This window comes from Bacillus sp. B1-WWTP-T-0.5-Post-4 (genome assembly GCF_009183795.1).
GTDB classification, from domain to species: Bacteria; Bacillota; Bacilli; order Bacillales; family Bacillaceae_G; genus Bacillus_A; species Bacillus_A cereus.
Window position 1 is genome coordinate 97,200 of the sequence record NZ_WEIJ01000005.1, and the last position, 22,277, is coordinate 119,476.

The following is a 22,277-nucleotide window of genomic DNA, read 5'->3' on the forward strand; positions in this document are numbered from 1 at the left end:
CGTAGAAAAAAGTGTTCTAGATATAAAAAAAGGAATATACAATGCTACAAAACAAGTAGAACAAATAATCATTTTCTCAAAAAATGTTCTGGATAAAGGCAGGTGACATCATGTGGAGAACGTACCTTTATTACAAGTAAAGAAAATGAGTAAGGCGTTTTTAAATCAACTTGTATTAAAAGAAGTGAACTTACAAGTAGAGCGCGGAGATATATACGCTTTAGTGGGGGGAAATGGCGCCGGGAAATCAACATTAATGAAAATATTAACGGGGTTATATTCGTATGATGATGGAGAGATGTATGTAAAAGGAATGAAGCAACAGTTTTCAAATCCATCAGAAGCACACCGAAAAGGTATTTATTTAATACCGCAAGAACCACTCATTTTTCCGCATATGACTATTGAAGAAAATATATGTATCGGGTTAAAAGAAAAGAAAAAGAAAAAGAAACTAAAAGTACAGATTCAGCAATTGATTAGCAGCTTAGGATGGGATATTGACCTTAATAAACTAGGAGGAACATTATCGATTGCGCAACAACAGTTAGTAGAAATCGTTAGAGGATTAATAAGAGAAGCTGAGATTCTTATTCTAGATGAGCCAACATCGACATTAACAACACACGAAATTAAGAGTCTTTTTGTGTTGATGAAAAGTTTACAAGAAAAAGGAATTGGGATGATTTATATTACGCATCGTTTTCCAGAAATCTTTGAAATTGCCAACAAAGTAGCAATACTACGTGATGGAATGGTTGTAAGCCAAGGTGATGTATGTGACTATACATATGACATGCTGATGGAGGGACTATTGCCAAAAGGATATAAACAGAAAGAGAAAATAGAAGTAGTTCAAGAGACAGTAAAGACGAAAAAAATATTAGAAGTGGTTGATATAAATGGTCACGCATTCGAAAATATATCATTCACTGTACATGCCGGTGAGGTTGTAGGTGTTGCTGGCATTATAGGATCTGGCAGAACGGAATTAGCAGAAGCGATATTTGGATTGAAAACTATAAAATCAGGGTCTATCTTATTGGGTGGAAAATCAATTGATACGTGTTCTTTGCATAAAAGGCTAGACGAAGGACTAGTTTATGTGCCAGAGGATAGAGCGAGGAATGGAATTTTCTCAATTGCTTCTGTTAAAGAAAATATTGCAGCAGCAAGTTTATATCAAAATAATCGCTTTTTTATAAATCAAGAAAAAGAAAGCGCTTTAGTTAATTCGTTTATAGAACAGTTCCGAATTGTTGTACAGAATATGAATAAAGAACTGGCATCTTTATCAGGAGGTAATCAGCAGAAGGTCGTGCTTGCGAAGTATCTTGCATGTAATCCTAAAATTATTATTCTTGATGAGCCGACTCGCGGAATTGATGCGAAAGCAAGGCTTGAAGTGTATGAGACGATAAAAAAAATGAAAAGGGAAGGACTCGCAATTTTATTAATCTCTTCAGATGTTGAAGAAATTGTCCAATTAGTAAACCGTGTATATGTAATGAGAAATGGGCGATTTGTTTCTCATATGGAAAAAGAACAACTGAGTGTGAATGAAGTTACACGCCTTGCATACGGAGGTGTAGCGGAATGAAACGTATGTTAAAAATGCATGAAACGTCTATCATACTGTTACTACTAATTTATATAGCTATTGTAGGAATGATAAACCCTAGTTTTATTCAATTTAACTCGTTATCTTTACTGATGAAATCAAGCGTTATTTTAGTCGTGCTAGCAATCGGTCAATCGTTCGTCTTATTTACGAAAAATATAGATGTATCAGTTGGTTCAAGCATGGGGTTAAGTGCAGCAGTTTGCGGAATGATGTTAACGAATGGGTATAGTGCATTCTTGTCGATATTTGTAGCTATTATACTTGGGGCCATTATCGGTTTCGTAAATGGTATTGGAGTTGCGAAGTTTCGGGTACCAGCCATTATTATGACATTAGGCATGTTAGGAATTATTAGAGGTACAATGTTAATTTTCACAGGCGGGAAGTGGATTGAAGATATTCCAAACGATTTTAAGCAGCTGCCATCTATCATCATTCTTGGTTTACCTATAACTGTATGGTTCGTTCTTATTATTTTACTACTACTATACTTCTTTTTAAGAAAAGTGCCATTGGGAAGATACTTTTATGCGGTAGGTGATAATGAAGATGGCGCGAGGCTTATTGGTATACCTGTTAATAAAGTGAAGATATATGCGTTTATGATTTCAGGCATAAGCGCTGCGATCGCTGGTTGCATATTTGTTATGAATATCGGTTTCGTGCCAAATCAAACAGGTACAGGATTAGAATTACAAGTAATCGCAGCCGCTGTACTAGGAGGAATTCATTTAAAAGGAGGAACAGGATCTTTATTTGGAGCTGCATTAGGAGCGTTATTTTTAGAAACAATAAGTAGCTCACTCGTCTTTTTAAAAATACCAGCATTTTGGAATAATGCTATTTCAGGTTTTTTATTATTACTTATCATCATATTAGATAGTGTTATGAAAAAGTGGAAGGCAGAAAGGAGGATGAATCTATGAAGTATGTATATAGATGGGAAGGGGTTCTAATTGTATTACTTCTTGTAGAATTCATCCTTTTTAGTTTAATAAATAGTGATTTCTTAAATATTAGTAATCTCCTTTTTAGTACAAATGATTTCTTATTTATCGCAATTGCGGCGATACCAATGACTTTTGTTATAGTAACAGGAGGAATTGATGTATCGATCGGCTCAATAATGGGGCTCACTTCGATCTTAATCGGTGTACTTTGGATGAACGGAATACCTATTTTGTTTGCTGTTATAATCGCCCTAATAATTAGTTGTTTAGCAGGCGCTTTAAACGGACTTATTATAAAAATGACGGATGTAGAACCACTCGTCGTTACACTCGGAACGATGTTTTTATACGGGGGAATTGCCCTCGTCATTTCAGGAGGGGCAGGTGCTTCTGGGTATGAAGGAATAAGCGGTTTACCAGACGTATTTGTACAACTGGCAAATGGTAGTTTTATAGGAATACCGAATTTATTATGGCTACTGATCGTATTAACAGTTTTATGTACTGTGTTATTTCATCGAACTATATACGGGCGCCATGTAAAATTAACAGGTGCGAACGAAAATGCAGCAAAATACACTGGGATTAAAACGAAAAAAGTAGTCATTATTGCTTACATACTTTCAGGGTTAGGAGGTGGATTAGGAGGCGCTTTCTTAACTGCCTACTTCGGTTCCGCACGTGCTGATATGGGAAGTGAAACAATTTTACCAATCATTACAGCAGTCGTCTTAGGCGGTACACTTATTACAGGCGGAAAAGGAAGCATTATTGGTACTGTACTGGCGAGTATTTTCATTGGGCTCATGCAGTATGGCTTGCAAATGACGGGTTTAACAAATGAACAATCCAATGTAGTAATAGGTATTATCCTTATTCTTTCAGTTATTATGAGACATTTCAAATTACATCAATTCTTAGCGGAGAAAAGAAAGAATTTGCATAAGGGGGAAATGTCATGAAGAGAAAACTGGGGATTGTATTGATTGTATGTATTTGTTTAATCGGTTTAATTGCGTGTTCTAGTCAAACGGCAGATAAGAAAAAGGTTGATGATGTGAAATTTGCATTTATTCCGAAATTAACAGGGGTTGGTTTCTTCACATCGGGTGGTGAAGGGGCAAAAGAGATGGGAGATAAGTTAGGCGTGCAAGTGAAGTATGATGGACCGTCTGAAGCGAGTGTTTCAGGGCAAGTTAAATATATAAACAATTTCATTAATCAAAACTATGATGCGATTATGGTTTCATCTACGTCAGTGGATGGGTTATCGCAATCACTGCAACGTGCTAAGAAAAAAGGGATGACGGTGTTAACATGGGATTCTGATGTGAATCCGAAAGATCGTTCTTTTTATATAAGCCAAGGAACACCAGACCAACTTGCTAATTTATTAATAGAAATGACTTCAAAGCAAATTGGAGATAAAGGAAAAGTAGCCTTCTTTTATTCTAGCCCGACAGTAACGGATCAAAACCAATGGGTAACGAAAGCGAAAGCAATTATTAAAAAGAAATATCCGAACTGGGAAATTGTAACGACGCAGTACGGTGAAAATAATGCGCAAAAGTCTTTGTCAGTAGGAGAGAATATTTTAAAAACGTATCCTGATATTAACGCAGTCATTTGTCCAGATGCAACGGCACTTCCGGCAATGGCACAAGCAGCTGAAAATTTAAAAATGGATAAAAAGGTTGTCGTAACTGGCTTCTCTACACCAAACGTTATGCGTGATTACGTAAAACGAGGAACAGTAGCACAATTTGGTTTATGGGATGTAAAACAACAAGGTGCTCTCGCAACGTATGTAGCAAATGAAATTGTTGTAAAAGGGAAGAAGTTAAAAGTAGGGGATAGCTTCGAAGTAAAAGGAATTGGAAAAGTGAAGGTAGAGCCAAACTCCATTCAAGGATATGATTATGAGGCAGAAGGGAATGGAATTATCGTATTACCAGAACGAGTTGTATTTACGAAAGATAATATTGATAAGTATAATTTTTAGTAGACAAAAAAACGTCCGAATATATCGGACGTTTTTTTATTTCTTCATTAATTATGAACAGTTTCTTTTTCGTTTAATCCAAGTGTACGACCAGTAGAAGTGTGAAGATCTTGGAACAATCTTGGATTTTCAGTTAGTGAAATGCCATATGAAGGAATCATTTCTTTTATTTTTTCTTCCCATTCTACCATGCGGCTTGGGAAACATTTTTCTAATACTTCAAGCATGACGTGAACAGCAGTAGAAGCACCTGGTGATGCGCCTAGTAATGCGGCGATTGAGCCGTCAGCTGCACTTACTACTTCTGTACCAAATTGAAGTGTCCCTTTACCGCCAGCATCAGTATCTTTAATTACTTGTACACGTTGTCCAGCAACTACAATATCCCAATCTTCACTTTTCGCGTTCGGAATGAATTCGCGTAATTCTTCCATACGTTTTTCATGTGATAACATAACTTGCTGAATTAAGTATTTTGTAAGTCCCATTTCTTTTACACCAGCGGCTAACATCGTTAAGACGTTATTCGGTTTTACAGAACCGATTAAGTCAAGATTTGAACCTGTTTTTAAGAATTTAGGTGAGAAGCCTGCGAATGGTCCAAACAGTAAAGCTTTTTTATTGTCTATATATCTCGTATCTAGATGAGGTACAGACATTGGCGGAGCGCCAACTTTAGCTTTACCGTACACTTTCGCATGATGCTGCTCTACAACTTTTTGGTTTTTACATACCATAAATAGTCCACTTACTGGGAAGCCACCGATATGTTTTGATTCAGGGATACCAGTCTTTTGAAGTAGAGGTAGGCTACCGCCACCGCCGCCAATAAAGACGAATTTAGCAGTATGATGCTCAATTTTACCACTATTCATATCGTGTACTTTTACTTCCCACAAACCATTTTTCGTGCGCTTAATATTTTCGACACTATGCTTGTAGTTTAGTTCGACATTTTTTGTTTTTAAGTAATCAAACAACATACGTGTTAATGCACCGAAGTTAACATCTGTTCCAGAGTCAATCTTCGTTGCCGCCATCGGTTCATTAGATGTGCGACCTTCCATAATGAGTGGAAGCCATTTTTTTAATGTTTCAGGAGCATCGGAAAATTCCATTCCTTGAAACAGTGGATTTTTTGAAAGCGCTTCAAAACGGTTTTTTAGAAACTCAACATTTTTTTCCCCTTGTACTAAACTCATATGAGGTAGTGGCATAATAAAATCTTGTGGATTACGAATTAATTTGCTCTTTACAAGATATGCCCAAAATTGTCTTGAAAGCTGGAATTGCTCATTCACTTTTACAGCCTTACTAATATCTATAGATCCGTCAGCTTTTTCGGAAGTATAGTTCAGTTCGCATAGCGCAGAATGCCCAGTACCTGCATTATTCCATTCGTTAGAGCTTTCTTCCCCGGCACTTGCGAGTTTTTCAAAAACTTTAATTTCCCATTCTGGTGCTAATTCTTTTAGTAATGAGCCTAACGTTGCACTCATAATTCCTGCACCAATTAAGATAACGTCTGTTTTTTGCTGCATGTTGCTCATGATAATCTCTCCATCCCCTATATTGGCAAAAAAGTGTAGGTGTTTTCTATGTCTAAGCCGTAAAAGAGAAACACCGCCTAGGCCCCACCTAGGTGTATACCTTTTTTGTCTCAATTATATAACCATCTCATACTCTATTATAATAATTAATAGACTAAAATATCTAGTGTTATCTGATAATTTTAAACTATTTAACGTTTTATTCGCTAAAAATCTTATTTAACAAGCTCTTTTAAGGTGATAAATAGAAAAAAATTACAGTTTGAAATTATCTCGAAAAAGCTTACGTATCCTTAAGTGACTAAATCGAGTACCTTTTTATGGGATTATTCTTTCTGTAATGGTAAGATTATTCTGAAAAATAAAAAGGAGGGACTCTAATGTGTACAAAAGAACAAATTTCAAACTTATTTCGAAACTTTTCAATAAAGGAATGTAAAGGGTCAAGTGATTTATATGAATATTTATCAATGAAAATTGCTGAAGATGAGGAAGTACTTACACTATCGTCCTATGCTCAGGTAGGTCAACCAGTCCCAAACTTACTATTAGGTGCAGTACATTATTTATTGCTAGCAGGGAAAGAACATCATTTAAAAACGTATTATAGTAGTTTAGTTGAAGATGCTGATACAAATTTAGATAAAGCTTTTAATCATTTTAAAGATTTCTGTAAAGAGTACCGAGAAGAAATCATTACTTTGTTACAAACAAAATTTGTTCAAACGAATGAAGTAAGACGGTGCGCATACTTATACCCAAGTTTCTGCTACATATTTAAGAAAGTGAAGAAGCCGTTAGCGTTAATTGAAATTGGGACAAGTTCTGGGTTGCAATTGTTCTGGGACCAATATCGTTATTCGTACGGAACGGATGAAATGTACGGGAATATAAATTCAAATGTGCATGTAACTTCTGAAATAAGAGGGGAAAATGTGCCGCATTTTCTAAAAGAAAGCCCATCTGTCGTAGAAAGAATCGGACTGGACTTACATGTGAATGATTTACATAATGAGGAAGATTATTTATGGTTACGTGCTTTAATTTGGCCAGAACATAAAGAAAGGCTTGAGATGTTTGATCAAGCTGCATCTTTAGTGAAAAATGAATCTGTCCAATTAATAGAAGGAGACGGTGTAGAGCTATTATCATCTATTATTGAACAAATAAGTGAAGAAGCTGTTATTTGTATTTTCCATACACATGTTGCAAATCAAATACCAGAACAAGTAAAACATAAGTTAGAAAAACAAATACAAGAAATTGGAGCAAAACGTGATGTATTCCACCTGTATAACAACATGTGGGATCGTGACCTTCATATTGATTATTATATTAACGGAAACGAATATCGTGAAACAGTTGGAGAAACAGAAGGGCATGGGAGATGGTTTAGCTGGAAGATTGGAAATGAGACGCTTATTTAGATTAATAGGGGCGCCCTCACTTGTAAAAGATGGGGCCATAGGATCAAGCATTGACTAAATGGTTAAGGAATAAATGTATTAGTAACATACAAAAAATGCTTCGGAGAAATCCTAAGCATTTTTTGAATTACATTTAAACCCCATAATGGATCATGTACTTCTGTTCTGCTGCAGCTTGTACAATTTTTGAAGCTAACTCATTCAGCTCATCAGATTTTCTGAAGAACTTTGAGGATGTAACTGTTTCATAGAAAATTGCTAATGATTCAGGCGGGATAATTGTAATACCACAATAAGCTAAACCGTATTTCTGATTTTTGACTGTATGGAAGTAGGTTTTCATAATTGATAAATTTTGATTTAAACTACTGATAATATCATCATCAACAGATATACAATGATATTTCTCTGGTGTATAATCTTCGTAATTTTTTTGAGAAGTAAAATCGTCAATTATTCCAAAATCATGGACACATGCCATCATTATCATCCTTTCAACTTTAATAAAGTGAGTTCTATTAAAGTAAAATCGTCATTTTGTTTACGTGTAATAGAAATGATTATGTAGTTCATTAGTATAGTACTTCATAAAATATCTTCGTTTCTTCTTCGTGAAGACAGTTTACTTATCGGTAAACTCATCGGGAGCCCAAGTGGCGATTTCATTCCCAGGTGCAGCGACTACAAGCCATTGCTCACATAGGACACCAGCTTGCCAACATTCATAATAATCATGAAAACCATTTAAAAAAATAATTTGTCCACTCTCTAATGTAATAATTAAATGAGGGCTTTCTAAGCCAAGTTGTATATCGGTAACTTTTTGTCTTCTTATCTTACATATTTTTTCATATTCTTCTTTCTCAGAATAAACTTCAAATTCATCTTCATTTAATGGGTAGCTTTTTTGAGGTTTATTAAATAAACACCATTTGGATTCGATATTGATATATAATTGTCCGTCATAATCAACTGAGTCGTGAAAGTTTGTGAAATGAATCTTTATAGCGCCTGGAGAAATACCAAATTGTAATCCATCAACTTGTGATCCGATGAATAGATTTTTTAACACTTTTTCAGCGTGAATTTTATCCTCTGTATTCATTATTGAATTCCTCCTTTTCATAAAAATATACCTTATATTTTTATTGTAATAAATAAATTTTCATGTAAAATGAACCTTTTGTGAAAAACGAGCGAATATAGTGTGAAGGATTATGAGAGGGGAACGGAGCTTTGGATGAAGTACAATTAAAAGAATGGCTATATAAACGAAAGTATGTTATCTAAAAAAGACCTTGAGAAAGTGTTACTTTCGATTGTTGAATAGATATTTAGTAAAAGAAGCAACTAATAATTATATTATGTAAACTCTTTTTGTAAAACACCCATAAAAAAATGGATGTTTTATATTTTGATATATTAGGTGGAATATATAGTTTAAAAAAGCGGAATACTTTGCGGAAAGTTAAAAACATTTTTCGGATCGTATTTCGCTTTTACTTTCATTAATCGGTCAAAGCTGCAACTGAAGTATGCATCTGGCCAATTTTTAATGGAAAGGTCAGGTGTATTAACGTAGACACCCTTTGTAAAGGGGAGCATTGCCAAGCGGAAATCTTCAACCCATCGAATACTTCCACCAGCACCTTCTGATTGCCCCCAAGTAGCAAATATTGACATGTTTGATAGTGCTTTTCGGTAAAAATAAGCAGTCGCCTCATTTGGCACCTCGGCAACAGCACCGCCTAATCGGTGGAAAAATACGGAGGTGGTGGAAAAGGGTAAGTTAAATCGTAATTTCTATTTGATTACCTTCCGGATCGCCTATTACACTTTCATAATAGCCATCTCCAGTAAAACGTGGTCCATTCAATAAAGGATAACCAGCATCTTTTATCACCTTTGTCAGTTCATTCACACGTTCTTCACTACCGACAGAAAAAGCCATATGAGCATAGCCAGTTATGTTTAAATTAGGCTTATTTTCAATCCCTTTTTTACGCATAAGTTCAAGTCTTGCTCCAGATTCGAACGTAATAAAATAAGATTCAAATTGTTTCGTTTTATTATGATATAAAGAGTTTGCTTTACCATTAAAGTATTTCATATAAAAATCACGCATACATTCTAAGTCATTTACCCAAATTGCAATATGTTCAATTTTCATAGGTTTCACCAATCCTATCTGTATCAATTAGGCTTCCACTGTATTAAATTTGCATTTGCATTGCAACAATTTTGCTTCGCTATTAAAGCTAGTTGTTAATTTTTGATTATGTACGTACATACAATATGTAATTAAGTGAATGACCATCATAGTAATTACAGAAAAGGGTGAATGAAGCATATGAATCAATTTGAGCAAATGATGTACGTTGGTGTCATCATGTCTATTGTACTATCCGTAATGATTTTAGGGTCCTTATATTATAATCCTCGACTTTCGTTAACTGATTATCCGAAAGATATTCAAAAAGTAGTTTTTCCAAAATCGATTCATGAAAAAAAGCAAACCATTTATTTTAATATTGTATATAATACTATTCTTTTCGGTACTCCTTTCCTTTCTACATATATACTACATAAGCATGAAAAGTTAATGTATATGGATGCCTATTTACACACTTTTGGTATTTTAATGATTTTCAATTTAGTAGATTTACTTATAATTGATTGGCTAATTTTTTGCTGGATTACTCCAAGGTTTGTTGTGATTCCTAGTACGGAAGGTATGAAAGGATATAAAGATTATAAGTTTCATTTAAGAGGGGCTATTGTCGCTACTCAAATTTTAGCAATCGTAAGTTTATTTTTGGCGGGAATTGCCACAACTATTTAGTGTGAAGAAGGGCATGGAGCTTTTATAAAAGATAAGGAGATTTCTAATATATAGAATTAGAAATGAGAATTTGATAGTATTGGAGTAAGGAGTTTTAATAACAGTATATTAAACAATATTAATATACTGTTGCAAATGTTTTGATATTATGTAAAATTATACAATTTTACGGAGGCATTTGATAAAATTCAAAAAAATTTAATGGAGGCTAATATGAAAAAAGTAATTGGCGCAGCAACAGCAACTGTTTTTGGATTGGGAGCGTTTACCACAACTGCTACCGCAGAAACAATCGTAACAGCAGATGTACTTAACGTACGTGAAAAACCGACTACAGAATCAAAAGTGGTCGAAAAAGTAAAGAATGGGCAAGAATTAAAAGTCATAAATACCGAAGATGGCTGGTCAAAAATTGAGTTGAATGGTAAAGAAGTGTTTGTAAGTTCGGAGTTTACAAAAGATGTATATCATGTAACGGCGAATTTGTTAAATGTACGTACTGAAGCAAACACAGATTCAGAAATTCTTGGCAGACTAAAAAAAGATGATGTAATTGAATCAACGCATCAAGTAAAAGACGGATGGTTGCAATTTGAGTATAAAGGAAAAACTGCTTATGCAAACGTTTCTTTCCTATCAAGTACAGCACCAACTGAAAAGAAAACTGAAGAGAAAACGAAGCAAGTAGCGAAAGTACAAAAATCAGTTAAAGAAAAGAAAGAAGTAAAGACGCAGAAAGTAGCAAAAGCGAAAGAAACAACGAAAGCACAAGAAATAGTAAAGCCTAAAGAAGAGGCAAAAGTAGTAAAAGTTAAAGAAGAAGGGAAAGCGCAAGAAATAGTAAAACCTAAAGAAGAAGGGAAAGCGCAAGAAATAGTAAAACCTAAAGAAGAGGCAAAAGTCAAAGAAGAAGTAAAAGTTAAAGAAGAAGAAAAAGCGCAAGAAATAGTAAAGCCTAAAGAAGAGGCAAAAATCAAAGAAGAAGTAAAAGTTAAAGAAGAAGAGAAAGTGCAAGAAATAGCAAAGGCTAAAGAAGAAGAAAAAGCGCAAGAAATAGCAAAAGCTAAAGAAGAAGAGAAAGCAAGAGAAATAGTAAAAGCTAAAGAAGAAGAGAAAGCAAGAGAAATAGCAAAAGCTAAAGAAGAAGAGAAAGCAAGAGAAATAGCAAAAGCTAAAGAAGAAGAGAAAGCAAGAGAAATAGCAAAAGCTAAAGAAGAAGAGAAGAGAAAGCAAGAGAAATAGCAAAAGCTAAAGAAGAAGAGAAAGCAAGAGAAATAGCAAAAGCTAAAGAAGAAGAGAAAGCAAGAGAAATAGCAAAAGCTAAAGAAGAAGAGAAAGCAAGAGAAATAGCAAAAGCTAAAGAAGAAGAGAAAGCAAGAGAAATAGCAAAGGCTAAAGAAGAAGAGAGAGCGAAAGAAGCATCTAAAAACAACATACAGTCTGCTAAACGTGAATTAACGGTAGTAGCGACAGCGTATACTGCTGATCCAAGTGAAAATGGTACATATGGTGGACGCGTTTTAACTGCGATGGGGCATGATTTAACGGCAAATCCGAATATGAGAATTATCGCAGTTGACCCGAAAGTAATCCCATTAGGATCTAAAGTATGGGTAGAAGGCTATGGAGAAGCGATCGCTGGTGATACTGGAAGTGCAATTAAAGGTAATCGTATTGATGTTTTAATGGGTTCAAAAAGTAAAGCTATGAATTGGGGAAGACAAACTGTTAAAGTGAAAATTTTATAATAACAATAATTATCCAAATAGAAGTCAGTTCTCTTTATTGAGGCTGGCTTTTATTTTGTTAGTAGAAGGATAATAGGATTTTTAAAGGGCTTATTACTAAATCTGTAATTAAGTTACCAGCTTCATTACCAAAAACAACGGTAAAGCTTATAAATATGAAAAATGAAGATATACCTACAGATGAAGATAGTTACTGGGAAGCTTTTGACTTGTTCGGTTCTGAATATGTATGTAGATTATTAGGCGTACCATTATATGATGATCTTCCAAAGGATTTGGCGTGTCCAACTTGTGCGAAAGAGATGAAATATGTTGCTACAATTACTCAAGATATTGAGGAACGTGGACTTATTTCAGTAGTTGATTTCCAGTTTGGGGAAATGAATATATACTATTATTTATGTATAGATTGTTTAATTATAAAAACTGAAATACAAAATATATAACAAGTCTAACATATTATGTTAGGCTTGTTTTTCGATCGCAACATCATTAAGAATTGCATCAAATATATCTTTTTGCGTAAAGTTATCTGTAAAAATAGTTTCTGTGGCAACCTTAATAGTATCGTGCGGATTATACCATTTTTGTAGGGAATCCTCACCAAATTCATGTCGTTTGTCTCTTGTGTTATGTCGTCTAATAGTTTCCTCTAATGATAAATCAAAGTAATATGCAAATGCATTTTCATCAAAATAACGAATTAATTCTTTTAACATCTCACCATACCTATGACTGTTCAATATACCTTCTAAAATAACAAATTCACATTTTCCTTTTCCGTACTTCGTAATTTCAAATAGTAAATCATGTGATAAATTACCCATTGTGTCGTGTACTCTAAGCATATCTCTACGTACAACATCCTGTGATACTAAAAGTGTTCCTTGTCCGAAATGTTCTTGTAGTTGTTTTGCAATCGTTGTTTTACCACTTGAGGAGTTTCCTCTAAGAATGATTAAAGTGGATGTAAGTATAGGATTAGACATAATGTATTTCCCCCCAACAGCATTAATTATATAGAAAATTTTAACAAATAAAGTGAGGAAAGTGTATAATTAATATGATGGATATTTAAGGAGGGGGTAAGATGGGAGATATATTAAAAAATGCACAACCTATATGGAAACGGACTTGGTTTCGTTATCTAGGGGCATTTTTTATTGTTCAGTTACTGTTTATTTTGTGTGAAATCACTGCGTGGGCGCCAAACTTTAGGCCAGGCGGAGAGTTTTTTAATAGAATATTAAATTCTCAATTTTTCACTGAATGGTTCACACTCTATACAATCCCGCAACTTAACGTATTTACAGCATTTTTTGCGATTACATTACTACCATATGCATTAGTAGGTGCAATGAAAGATGTAACAGCAAGAAAAAATATAAAGAAATAATAGAGGTATAATATGCTTTTTCAAAAAGAAGGTTTATTGATTAGATACGTAATGGAAGATGATGCATCTATCATTTCTAAATGGTTAACGGACCCATCAGTCCTGCGGTATTACGAAGGACGAGATAATCCGCAATCTGTAGAAAAGGTGCTTGATCATTTTATACATAGTCCAAACAGTAATGAAAAAAGATGTTTAATAGAATTTGATACCATTCCGATTGGTTACATACAAATGTACCCAGTGGATTCAGAGTGGAAAGCGTTATATGGTTATAAAGAATCACAAAATGTATGGGGTATGGACCAATTTATCGGTGAACCAGCCTATTGGGGAAAGGGAATTGGAACAAAACTCGTTCAGGCAGCAATTACATATATTATGGGTGAAATGGGAGCAGAAGCAATTGCAATGGATCCGAAAGTAAATAATGAACGAGCAATAAAGTGTTATGAAAAAAGTGGATTTAAAAAAGTAAAGATTTTAAAGGAACATGAGTTGCATGAGGGGAAATTAGAAGATTGTTGGATGATGGAATATAAACAATAATAATGGCTTATACAAATAAAGGGGGATGTGTGAAATGAAAAAAGCATTAATCGTAATTGATGTGCAAGCGGGTATGTATACAGCTGGAATGCCAGTACATAATGGGGGAAAGTTTTTACAAACATTGCAAGAGCTTATTAGGGAATGTCGTTCAAATGATATTCCAGTTATTTATATCCAACATAACGGTCCTAAAGACCATCCGTTAGAAAAAGGTACGGATGGATGGCGAATCCATGCGGCCATCGCTCCGCAAGAAGGAGATAATATAGTTGAAAAGACGACTCCAGATTCATTCCATAATACAAACTTAAGCGAAGTGTTACAAGAGAAAGGAATTGAACACGTTATTCTTTCGGGAATGCAAACAGAGTATTGTGTAGATACGACAACGCGCAGAGCATGTAGTGAAGGGTATAAAGTAACGTTAGTGAGTGATGCGCATAGTACATTTAATACAGAAGTGTTACGTGCTGAAGATATTGTGAAACATCATAACGCAGTATTGGGAGCGTTTGCGGATGTTGTTGCAGTAAAAGACTTAAAAGTGGCTGCCTCTAAATAAGAGGCAGTTTTTTATTAGAAAAAATAGCGTCAAATATTGTTAGTAATTCGGTATTTTGAAATAATCACTTATATAATTTCACGTACCATAATGAAAAAATACAAAAAAGGAGCACCACATAATTAAAAAGGGCGCTCCTGCATTAAAACGTTACTTTTTCTTATCTTTATCCAATATATTTTGTTCTTCAGCAAACTCTGTACCATATGCAAAGCGGCGATTAATACGAATGTTATCATTGTTGTGCCTTGTATGAGAGTTAGAGAAGCGATGAACGATTACTTCAGATAAAGTGAAGACGATGGCAGAAAGGATACTGCCCCATGCAATTTGCATATAGTTGTCTAATAAAATATTACCGAAAATCCATACGCTTAAATATGTTAATAAGAAATCCGACATAATGGCACCAGTATTGCCAATTCGATTTAAAATAATTTTATCAACGAACATGTAGGATACGATTGTAACAAAGAGACTGAATGAAATAATTTGAACAAACGTTGCAGGGAAAAATAAAGCAAGCCCAATGCTAAATGCGATAATGCACGATATAAACTTGATAAGCACTACTGTGAAATCATTCAAAATTTACACCTCCGATTTATACATAGTTTTTCAATAAATTCTGGAGTTCATACATTGTAACGGATTTATTTACATAAAACTTTTTCATGTTCGGAATTTAGTCTAAATATTATAAAAACAATGAAAAAATGTTATAGTAAAATGAGAGTGTATGACATTTTTAGGTAAGGGGGAATCCAAGATGTGGATTACTTCAGAAGTAGAAATTCCAGATGAGTTAATTGATCACCTTGAGCAAGGAAAGTTAGTGTTATTTGTTGGAGCGGGAGTTTCTATGAAAGGGAAATCAAACTTACCGAATTTTGATGATTTAGTTGATGAAATTGCAAAAACGTTATATGTCGAAAAACGTGAAATAACAGAGCCACATGATTATTATCTTGGCAAAATTGCGAAAACAAAAGATGTACATCAAGTCGCAAGAGATCTCGTTCATATAGAGAAATCAAAACCGAATCCATTGCATTATGCAATTCCAAGGTTATTTCCTTTAGATACAGATATCCGCATTGTAACAACAAATTTTGATCAACATTTTACAACTGCAATTAAAGAAATAAATAGAGATATCAATGTTTATTACGCTCCAGCTTTACCGACTGGGAGAGCTTTTAAAGGTCTTGCTTACATACATGGTAATGTAGAACAGGAGAAAGAGGCTTTAATTTTAACAGATGGTGATTTTGGAAGGGCTTACTTAACGGAAGGGTGGGCGAGAAGGTTTTTAGTTGATCTATTCTCAAATTACACCGTTTTATTCGTTGGATATAGTCATAATGACCCAGTAATGAAATATTTAGCAACTGGTTTACCACCAAGTACAAGACGATTTGCTTTTGTCGCACAAGGAGAAAATACATACCACTGGGAACATTTAGGGATAAGACCAATTGTGTATCCGAATAAGGTGAATAATCATCAATCCCTTGTAAAAGCGGTAAAACGCTGGGCTGAATTAATGGGTGATAATTATATTACGAAAAGAATGCGTATTCGGGATATTGTAACGGTTCCCCCGTCAGTAGAACAGGAACAATTATCATACATAAAGCAATCGATTAAAAAAATTGAAACAGTACGTTACTTTGTGGAATTTGCTCATGATTATGAATGGGTCGAATGGTTAGAAGCAGAAGGTAAATTACAAAATTTGTTTATGCTTACGCCAAACTATAATGAAGTAGATGAATTACTTGCAGAATGGTTAGTGGAACAATTTCTTTTTAGTCATCAGAAAGAATTATTTCAATTAATTTATAAAAACTATTCTAAAATATCACCGTTATTATGGAGAACAATTTGTAACTACTTAAACGAAACGAAGAGTAAGATGGACCCGTTGTTGTTTGCAAGGTGGACACTCCTTTTATTAGAAACAGCTGAAAAAGATAGTAGCTCTATAGAAAAGATTTCTAAGTTACTGCAAAAATGTTCTTTTCCTGAGCATAAAGAAATTGCCTTATTGTTACTAACTTTTATTTTAGACGGAAAACTGAAGTTGAAACGTGTAAGAAAATGGGGAAATGATACGCAAGAATCAATAGAACTCGAGGAATCGAGTCGCTTACCAGTATCTACATTTTCTCATGTGGAGCAAATTTGGAACGAAAAGATGAGGCCATATATCGCTTATTATGCTGTTCCAATTATGATGATTGGATTAGAAAAATTGAGAATGTTGTCGTTAAGACAAACGGCACTGAAAAAAAGAAATAAGGAAAATGTAGAGAAAGAGTTTCATCAAAATGACCTTGCATTTTTAATACGAATTGTAAAAGAGTGTCTAACTTATTTATGCGAAAACAATGAGAAAAAAGCGGATTATTATATTACAGAAATGATAGAAGCAAATAGTGTACTTCAAAAGCGAATTGCAATTGATGCGATGAATAAAAATATTTTTGTTCGTGTAGATGACAAAATGAAATGGTTGTTACATGAAGGACTTCTTTTAGATTTCACTTATAAACACGAAGTTTTTCAACTTTTAAAAAGGCATTATGCACATTGTTTAGAAAAAACAAAAGAAGAAGTCACTCGAACTGTAATAAAGCATCTTACAGAAGAGAGGGTATTTGATGCATGTCTCGTATTAGACTTATTATTCAAGTGTGATTCGAATAGCCCATCTACGGCAAATGGGTATGAGTTAATGAAGCAAAAGCATCCTCATTTTCATTCTGAACGATACAGTGTACAAAAGAAAGAGGATACAGCAGAAAGCATTACTTGTAATGTAACTGCTGACGGATTATTGCAGCTGAAAGATGTTGAAATTATGAAGCAAGTTCAGCAATTTTCGCAAGATGGTGTTTTTGAACAACGCCATTTTTTAGAGATGTTATCAAAAGCATGTAAATTAAACACAGAGTGGAGTATTTCATTTGCATACCAATTAGTAGGAGTGCAAGAAATAAGTAATGAAGTATGGTTTGTTTGTATTAGAGAATGGCGAAATAATCGAGGATTGACGAATGAGCAAATCCAAAAAATTATTCCGCTATTGCAGAAATTTGTTAGAAATACTGCTTTTCATTGGTTAATTAGTAGTTTTCTATATGAAATTAGTAATCGACTAGAAGAGTTAGAAGAGAATAGTATACGTGTTGTAAAACGATTTGCTTTTTCAGTGTTTCCTCAAGTTATGAAGAGTGATACAGACTTTAAGCTTGGGAAACAAGATTTTTATAATGAATCAATTCAGCATCCAGTTGGAAAAATGACGGCTGTATTATTAAAGTTGTTATCATATGATCATTTATACGATCGTAATGTATATGAATATTTATTTTTATTTGAAGAACAAGTAAGAGTTAATTCGGAACGAACAAACTTTATGTTTGCTCGTTTAATAGCAGATATTACATTCCTATATCATATTGAAAAACAATGGTGCCGAAAATATTTGTTACCATACTTAGATTTAAAAAAACAAAATGAGATTACGGAATATGCATGGGCCGGCTTATGTTACACGCAAATAAATCTACCTTTATTTACAGAAATGAAGCGATTTATTAAGTATGCGATAGAACATTTGGAAGTATTACATCCGCATACGAGAGAAGCTTTCTTGAAATGGCTTAGCTTTGTATTTATTAAATGTGTACTATATTGGGAGCAAAAAACAGATTGGTTATACCCGTTACTCATACTAGAAAATGAAGAAAATAAAATTAAGTTTATGCAGTTTTTATGCTATTACGTCAAAACATTAAGTGTAAAAGAACAACAAAAATTTTGGACAGCTTGGCTCAGTGTATTTTTGCGAGAACGACCAAAAATGGGTGAGATAACTGCAAGAGAATATGTAATGCTTTTACGTATTATTTTATACATGGATGAAATATTAGAAAAAGGATTATGTATTATGTCTCGTGCATTTTCAAGTGTACATGGTAAATGTGCAGGTGAGGAAATGAAGCAGTTATTGATTGAAATGCTTCATAAAAAAGAAAGTATGAAAGCGCATAAAGAAATATTTGCAAATGTGTTTTTTATTTTACTACAAACATGTCACGAAGCCGTTTTATTTGAAAAAGAAATCATAAAAATAAAAGAATTATTAGTTCAGTATGAAGTAGAGGAATATGTTTTACATTTACTAGAAAATGAAATAATTCGCATAGGAATTGTAATGGGTGATTTACAAAAAGAATTATAGGACGAAAGTGGAATTTAAAAAAATATATAAAAAGTTGTTGACAGTGTTTTGAAAAGCGTTCTATAATACGAATCATACTTATTCAATTTCAAAAACATTTGAATAAACAAAGTGCAATGAAGAGATCACAGTAGTGGTTAGTCTTACTGTAACAGAGAGCTGGTGGTTGGTGTGAACCAGTACAGGGATAATCATGAATTACAGTCTTGGAGCATCTTTTTCGTAATAAAGATAGTTTGTCTTTATGAGGAAAAAGCGGTCAATTGATCGTTAACAGTGAAGAGAGGTAGACGGAAAGTTAGTCTACAACTAGGGTGGTACCGCGATAAATATCGTCCCTACTGATTTATTCAGTAGGGACTTTTTGTATTTTAGTGGTTCAACTTGAAAATTAAATAGTCATGCATTGAAAGGAAAAGCAGTAGTTGTTGTTTCCCTGTAACAGAGAGCTGGTGGTTGGTGCAAACCAGTACATAAACAAGAGCGAATTACAGTCCTGGAGCATCTTTTTCGTAGTAAAGATAGTATTGTCTTTATGAAGGGAAAGACGGTCAGATGATCGTTAACAATGAAGAGAGGTAGACGAAAGAAGTCTACAACTAGGGTGGTACCGCGATAAATATCGTCCCTACTGATTGGATCAGTAGGGCTTTTTTGTACAAAAAAGTGGGTTTTTAACTAGTAGTTCATGTCTTTGTAAGAATTATCAGTTTAAAATAAGAAGAGGTATCGATTCCACTATGAATTTGTATAATTAGTCAGTTCAGAAAATAGAGAATTTTTTATTCTCTTACTATACTTTTAAAACATTAGAGGAGGATTTCCAAATGGCAAATCATGAATTAGATCAATTACGTAAACAGGTAGATGAAATTAACTTACAACTATTACACCTTTTAAACAAACGTGGTGAAATTGTTCAAAAAATTGGAGAGCAAAAGCAAGTACAAGGTACGAAACGCTTTGATCCAGTACGTGAGCGTGAAGTACTTGATATGATTGCAGAGCATAACGAAGGACCATTCGAAACATCAACAGTTCAACATATTTTCAAAACGATTTTCAAAGCAAGCTTAGAGTTACAAGAAGATGATAACCGTAAAGCGTTACTAGTATCACGTAAAAAGAAACAAGAAAATACAATCGTTGATGTAAAAGGTGAATTGATTGGAAACGGAACACAAACGTTCATCATGGGACCTTGTGCAGTAGAAAGTTTAGAACAAGTTCGTCAAGTAGGGCAAGCGATGAAAGACCAAGGCTTAAAATTAATGCGCGGTGGTGCATTCAAACCGAGAACTTCTCCATATGATTTCCAAGGTTTGGGAGTAGAAGGACTTCAAATTTTACGTCAAGTAGCAGACGAGTTTGACTTAGCAATTATTAGTGAAATTTTAAATCCGAACGATGTTGAAATGGCATTAGACTACGTTGATGTAATTCAAGTTGGTGCACGTAACATGCAAAACTTCGATTTATTACGAGCTGTAGGTAAAGTTAACAAACCAGTATTATTAAAACGTGGATTAGCAGCAACAATTGATGAGTTCATTAACGCAGCGGAATACATCATTGCGCAAGGTAACGATCAAATTATTCTTTGTGAGCGCGGTATCCGCACATACGAAAGAGCAACACGTAACACATTAGACATTTCTGCAGTACCAATTTTAAAGAAAGAAACACATTTACCAGTTATCGTTGATGTAACACATTCAACTGGACGCAGAGATTTATTATTACCAACAGCGAAAGCGGCACTTGCAATTGGCGCAGATGCAGTAATGGCTGAAGTTCATCCAGATCCAGCAGTTGCATTATCAGATTCTGCACAACAAATGGACATTCCAGAATTCCATAGATTCATGGATGAGTTAAAAGGTTTCAAAAATAAATTATCTTAATTCCATATCATATATGCGTTGAAGAGGAAACAGTAGTGCTTATCTCACTGTTAAAGAGAGCTGATGGTCGGTGTGAATCAGTACAAAGGTAAGCATGAATTACAGCCTTGGAGCATCTTTCCCGACAACTTTTGGAGGGTAAGACGGTCAAACGATCGTTAAAGAAGAAGAGAGGTAGACGAAAGAAGTCTACAACTAGGGTGGTACCGCGATAAACATCGTCCCTACTGAGCGCTCAGTAGGGACTTTTTTGTACAAAAAAATAGTAAAGGGGCAAGAGAAATGAGATACATTACAGCTGGAGAATCACATGGACCGCAGTTAACAGTTATTTTAGAAGGTGTACCAGCAGGTTTGACACTTACGGCGGAACATATTAATAAAGAATTATTAAGAAGACAAAAAGGTCATGGACGCGGAAGACGTATGCAAATTGAAACAGATACAGTTGAAATTGTAAGTGGTGTTCGTCACGGGATGACACTTGGATCACCGATTACGTTAATTGTAAAAAATGATGATTTCAAACATTGGACGAAAGTAATGGGTGCAGAGCCAATTTCGGAAAAAGAAAGTAAAGACATGAAACGTACAATTACAAAACCACGTCCCGGACATGCAGATTTAAATGGAGCAATTAAATATGGTCATCGTGATATAAGAAACGTATTAGAGCGGTCATCTGCAAGAGAAACGACAGTTCGTGTAGCTGCTGGTGCAGTTGCAAAACAAATTTTAAGCGAATTAGGCGTGGAAATTGCAGGACATGTTCTTGAAATTGGTGGAGTAAAAGCAAAACATATTTCAAACTTATCGATTGAAGAAATTCAAACAATTACTGAAAACTCACCAGTTCGATGTTTAGATAAAGAAGTAGAGCAAGAAATGATGAATGCGATTGACAACGCAAAAAGTAGTGGAGATTCAATCGGTGGTATTGTGGAAGTCATTGTAGAAGGTATGCCGATTGGCGTCGGTAGTTACGTCCATTACGATCGTAAATTAGATGCAAAACTTGCTGGTGCAATTATGAGTATAAATGCATTTAAAGGTGCTGAAATCGGCGTAGGTTTTGAAGCGGCACGACAACCAGGAAGCAAAGTGCATGATGAAATTCTGTGGGATGAAGAAAAAGGATACACGAGAAGAACGAATAATGCCGGCGGTTTAGAAGGCGGTATGACAACAGGTATGCCAATTATCGTAAGAGGCGTGATGAAGCCAATTCCTACTTTATACAAACCGTTAGCAAGCGTTGATATTGATACGAAAGAAGCATTCCAAGCGAGTATTGAAAGATCTGATAGTTGCGCAGTACCAGCGGCGGGTGTAGTAGCTGAATCTGTTGTGGCATGGGAACTTGCAGATGCACTAGTCGAACAATTCGGAAAAGATCGTATGGAATTATTAAAACAAAACATTATGCAACACAATAACTACGCAAAAGAATTTTAATAAAAAGGTGGGT

Annotated in this window: 19 protein-coding genes, 2 pseudogenes and 3 other annotated features; of the genes and pseudogenes, 14 read left to right on the forward strand and 7 right to left on the reverse strand. The window is 34.5% G+C overall.

Annotated features, from left to right (window positions below; translation table 11 throughout):
- Nucleotides 1-112: 112 nt before the first annotated feature.
- Genes GBN91_RS17070 through lsrB form a run of 4 tightly spaced genes read left to right on the forward strand, consistent with a single transcriptional unit; the run spans nt 113 to nt 4,576 of the window.
- Nucleotides 113-1,600 carry a sugar ABC transporter ATP-binding protein gene (locus GBN91_RS17070; protein ID WP_152121846.1) on the forward strand — a complete coding sequence of 496 codons (1,488 nt, stop codon included), beginning with the start codon at nt 113-115 and terminating at the stop codon, nt 1,598-1,600.
- Nucleotides 1,597-2,550 (forward strand): ABC transporter permease subunit, encoded by a 954-nt coding sequence (locus GBN91_RS17075; RefSeq protein ID WP_000827494.1) that lies wholly within the window; start codon nt 1,597-1,599, stop codon nt 2,548-2,550. Before GBN91_RS17070 ends, GBN91_RS17075 begins: the two co-directional genes overlap by 4 nt.
- Entirely contained in the window at nt 2,547-3,536 is a 990-nt protein-coding gene (locus GBN91_RS17080; protein ID WP_000878526.1) for an ABC transporter permease, read from the forward strand. Before GBN91_RS17075 ends, GBN91_RS17080 begins: the two co-directional genes overlap by 4 nt.
- Nucleotides 3,533-4,576: an autoinducer 2 ABC transporter substrate-binding protein LsrB gene (gene lsrB / locus GBN91_RS17085; RefSeq protein WP_149215714.1), complete on the forward strand. Its 1,044-nt coding sequence runs from the start codon at nt 3,533-3,535 to the stop codon at nt 4,574-4,576. The genes GBN91_RS17080 and lsrB overlap by 4 nt, the downstream gene beginning before the upstream one ends.
- 47 nt (nt 4,577-4,623) lie before the next feature.
- Here lsrB and GBN91_RS17090 read toward each other — a convergent pair whose 3' ends face one another.
- Nucleotides 4,624-6,126 (reverse strand): malate:quinone oxidoreductase, encoded by a 1,503-nt coding sequence (locus GBN91_RS17090; protein ID WP_000069138.1) that lies wholly within the window; start codon nt 6,124-6,126, stop codon nt 4,624-4,626.
- A 380-nt stretch (nt 6,127-6,506) separates the two neighbouring features.
- On the opposite strand from GBN91_RS17090, the gene GBN91_RS17095 reads away from it, so the two are divergent.
- A complete protein-coding gene (locus tag GBN91_RS17095; RefSeq protein WP_049108100.1) occupies nt 6,507-7,553 on the forward strand; it encodes a DUF2332 domain-containing protein in 1,047 nt (348 codons plus the stop codon).
- Between the two features lie 133 nt (nt 7,554-7,686).
- On the opposite strand, the gene GBN91_RS17100 is transcribed toward GBN91_RS17095, so the two are convergent.
- The 4 genes from GBN91_RS17100 to GBN91_RS17115 all read right to left on the reverse strand — a co-directional run bounded on the left by GBN91_RS17100 (nt 7,687) and on the right by GBN91_RS17115 (nt 9,723).
- Nucleotides 7,687-8,037: a hypothetical protein gene (locus tag GBN91_RS17100; protein ID WP_001999997.1), complete on the reverse strand. Its 351-nt coding sequence runs from the start codon at nt 8,035-8,037 to the stop codon at nt 7,687-7,689.
- A 138-nt stretch (nt 8,038-8,175) separates the two neighbouring features.
- The gene (locus tag GBN91_RS17105; RefSeq protein WP_016122714.1) at nt 8,176-8,658 is read right to left on the reverse strand and encodes a hypothetical protein; all 483 of its coding nucleotides are present in this window, start codon (nt 8,656-8,658) and stop codon (nt 8,176-8,178) included.
- A gap of 335 nt (nt 8,659-8,993) precedes the next feature.
- Nucleotides 8,994-9,284 carry a BBE domain-containing protein gene (locus GBN91_RS17110; RefSeq protein WP_001132392.1) on the reverse strand — a complete coding sequence of 97 codons (291 nt, stop codon included), beginning with the start codon at nt 9,282-9,284 and terminating at the stop codon, nt 8,994-8,996.
- Between the two features lie 58 nt (nt 9,285-9,342).
- A complete protein-coding gene (locus GBN91_RS17115) occupies nt 9,343-9,723 on the reverse strand; it encodes a VOC family protein (RefSeq protein ID WP_000687534.1) in 381 nt (126 codons plus the stop codon).
- Between the two features lie 180 nt (nt 9,724-9,903).
- Here GBN91_RS17115 and GBN91_RS17120 point away from each other — a divergent pair, with 180 nt between their 5' ends.
- The 3 genes and pseudogenes from GBN91_RS17120 to GBN91_RS17130 form a co-directional block, all read left to right on the forward strand.
- Complete coding sequence (locus tag GBN91_RS17120) at nt 9,904-10,395, forward strand: hypothetical protein (RefSeq protein ID WP_001071243.1); 492 nt, start codon at nt 9,904-9,906, stop codon at nt 10,393-10,395.
- 213 nt (nt 10,396-10,608) lie between these two features.
- Nucleotides 10,609-12,143: pseudogene (gene entB / locus GBN91_RS17125) on the forward strand (cell wall-binding protein EntB).
- Between the two features lie 110 nt (nt 12,144-12,253).
- Nucleotides 12,254-12,589, forward strand: a pseudogene (locus tag GBN91_RS17130) (hypothetical protein); the annotation flags it as partial.
- A gap of 18 nt (nt 12,590-12,607) precedes the next feature.
- Here GBN91_RS17130 and GBN91_RS17135 read toward each other — a convergent pair.
- Nucleotides 12,608-13,132 carry a kinase gene (locus GBN91_RS17135; protein ID WP_000070150.1) on the reverse strand — a complete coding sequence of 175 codons (525 nt, stop codon included), beginning with the start codon at nt 13,130-13,132 and terminating at the stop codon, nt 12,608-12,610.
- A 101-nt stretch (nt 13,133-13,233) separates the two neighbouring features.
- Between GBN91_RS17135 and GBN91_RS17140 the strand changes: the two genes are divergently transcribed.
- The 3 genes from GBN91_RS17140 to GBN91_RS17150 are packed head-to-tail and all read left to right on the forward strand — an operon-like array spanning nt 13,234 to nt 14,653.
- Nucleotides 13,234-13,539, forward strand: coding sequence for a YfzA family protein (locus tag GBN91_RS17140; RefSeq protein WP_000502340.1), 306 nt, complete (start codon nt 13,234-13,236; stop codon nt 13,537-13,539).
- A 12-nt stretch (nt 13,540-13,551) separates the two neighbouring features.
- Nucleotides 13,552-14,088, forward strand: coding sequence for a GNAT family N-acetyltransferase (locus tag GBN91_RS17145; RefSeq protein ID WP_152121848.1), 537 nt, complete (start codon nt 13,552-13,554; stop codon nt 14,086-14,088).
- A gap of 34 nt (nt 14,089-14,122) precedes the next feature.
- A complete protein-coding gene (locus GBN91_RS17150; RefSeq protein WP_000709539.1) occupies nt 14,123-14,653 on the forward strand; it encodes a cysteine hydrolase family protein in 531 nt (176 codons plus the stop codon).
- A gap of 150 nt (nt 14,654-14,803) precedes the next feature.
- Here the strand turns inward: GBN91_RS17150 and GBN91_RS17160 are convergent, their stop codons facing one another.
- Nucleotides 14,804-15,241, reverse strand: a complete 438-nt coding sequence (locus tag GBN91_RS17160) for a YndM family protein (protein ID WP_000997702.1) — start codon at nt 15,239-15,241, stop codon at nt 14,804-14,806.
- Nucleotides 15,242-15,422: 181 nt separating this feature from the next.
- Here GBN91_RS17160 and GBN91_RS17165 point away from each other — a divergent pair, with 181 nt between their 5' ends.
- From GBN91_RS17165 to aroC, 3 genes are all read left to right on the forward strand, one after another.
- Complete coding sequence (locus tag GBN91_RS17165) at nt 15,423-18,905, forward strand: DUF4020 domain-containing protein (protein ID WP_016122709.1); 3,483 nt, start codon at nt 15,423-15,425, stop codon at nt 18,903-18,905.
- Nucleotides 18,906-19,012: 107 nt separating this feature from the next.
- Nucleotides 19,013-19,248: a binding site (T-box leader), on the forward strand.
- Between the two features lie 54 nt (nt 19,249-19,302).
- Nucleotides 19,303-19,538 (forward strand) — a binding site (T-box leader).
- Between the two features lie 194 nt (nt 19,539-19,732).
- The gene (locus GBN91_RS17170) at nt 19,733-20,809 is read left to right on the forward strand and encodes a bifunctional 3-deoxy-7-phosphoheptulonate synthase/chorismate mutase (protein WP_001273575.1); all 1,077 of its coding nucleotides are present in this window, start codon (nt 19,733-19,735) and stop codon (nt 20,807-20,809) included.
- Nucleotides 20,810-20,818: 9 nt separating this feature from the next.
- Nucleotides 20,819-21,038: a binding site (T-box leader), on the forward strand.
- A 53-nt stretch (nt 21,039-21,091) separates the two neighbouring features.
- Nucleotides 21,092-22,264 (forward strand): chorismate synthase, encoded by a 1,173-nt coding sequence (aroC, locus tag GBN91_RS17175; protein ID WP_006928560.1) that lies wholly within the window; start codon nt 21,092-21,094, stop codon nt 22,262-22,264.
- Nucleotides 22,265-22,277: the final 13 nt, after the last annotated feature.

Bases quoted from the DNA above. Each gene is read 5' to 3' on its own strand.
- GBN91_RS17075 (WP_000827494.1), top strand. From the start codon at position 1,597: ATGAAACGTATGTTAAAAATGCATGAAACGTCTATCATACTGTTACTA.
- GBN91_RS17080 (WP_000878526.1), top strand. From the start codon at position 2,547: ATGAAGTATGTATATAGATGGGAAGGGGTTCTAATTGTATTACTTCTT.
- lsrB (WP_149215714.1), top strand. From the start codon at position 3,533: ATGAAGAGAAAACTGGGGATTGTATTGATTGTATGTATTTGTTTAATC.
- GBN91_RS17090 (WP_000069138.1), bottom strand. From the start codon at position 6,126: ATGAGCAACATGCAGCAAAAAACAGACGTTATCTTAATTGGTGCAGGA.
- GBN91_RS17095 (WP_049108100.1), top strand. From the start codon at position 6,507: ATGTGTACAAAAGAACAAATTTCAAACTTATTTCGAAACTTTTCAATA.
- GBN91_RS17100 (WP_001999997.1), bottom strand. From the start codon at position 8,037: ATGATGGCATGTGTCCATGATTTTGGAATAATTGACGATTTTACTTCT.
- GBN91_RS17105 (WP_016122714.1), bottom strand. From the start codon at position 8,658: ATGAATACAGAGGATAAAATTCACGCTGAAAAAGTGTTAAAAAATCTA.
- GBN91_RS17115 (WP_000687534.1), bottom strand. From the start codon at position 9,723: ATGAAAATTGAACATATTGCAATTTGGGTAAATGACTTAGAATGTATG.
- GBN91_RS17120 (WP_001071243.1), top strand. From the start codon at position 9,904: ATGAATCAATTTGAGCAAATGATGTACGTTGGTGTCATCATGTCTATT.
- GBN91_RS17135 (WP_000070150.1), bottom strand. From the start codon at position 13,132: ATGTCTAATCCTATACTTACATCCACTTTAATCATTCTTAGAGGAAAC.
- GBN91_RS17140 (WP_000502340.1), top strand. From the start codon at position 13,234: ATGGGAGATATATTAAAAAATGCACAACCTATATGGAAACGGACTTGG.
- GBN91_RS17145 (WP_152121848.1), top strand. From the start codon at position 13,552: ATGCTTTTTCAAAAAGAAGGTTTATTGATTAGATACGTAATGGAAGAT.
- GBN91_RS17150 (WP_000709539.1), top strand. From the start codon at position 14,123: ATGAAAAAAGCATTAATCGTAATTGATGTGCAAGCGGGTATGTATACA.
- GBN91_RS17165 (WP_016122709.1), top strand. From the start codon at position 15,423: ATGTGGATTACTTCAGAAGTAGAAATTCCAGATGAGTTAATTGATCAC.
- GBN91_RS17170 (WP_001273575.1), top strand. From the start codon at position 19,733: ATGGCAAATCATGAATTAGATCAATTACGTAAACAGGTAGATGAAATT.
- aroC (WP_006928560.1), top strand. From the start codon at position 21,092: ATGAGATACATTACAGCTGGAGAATCACATGGACCGCAGTTAACAGTT.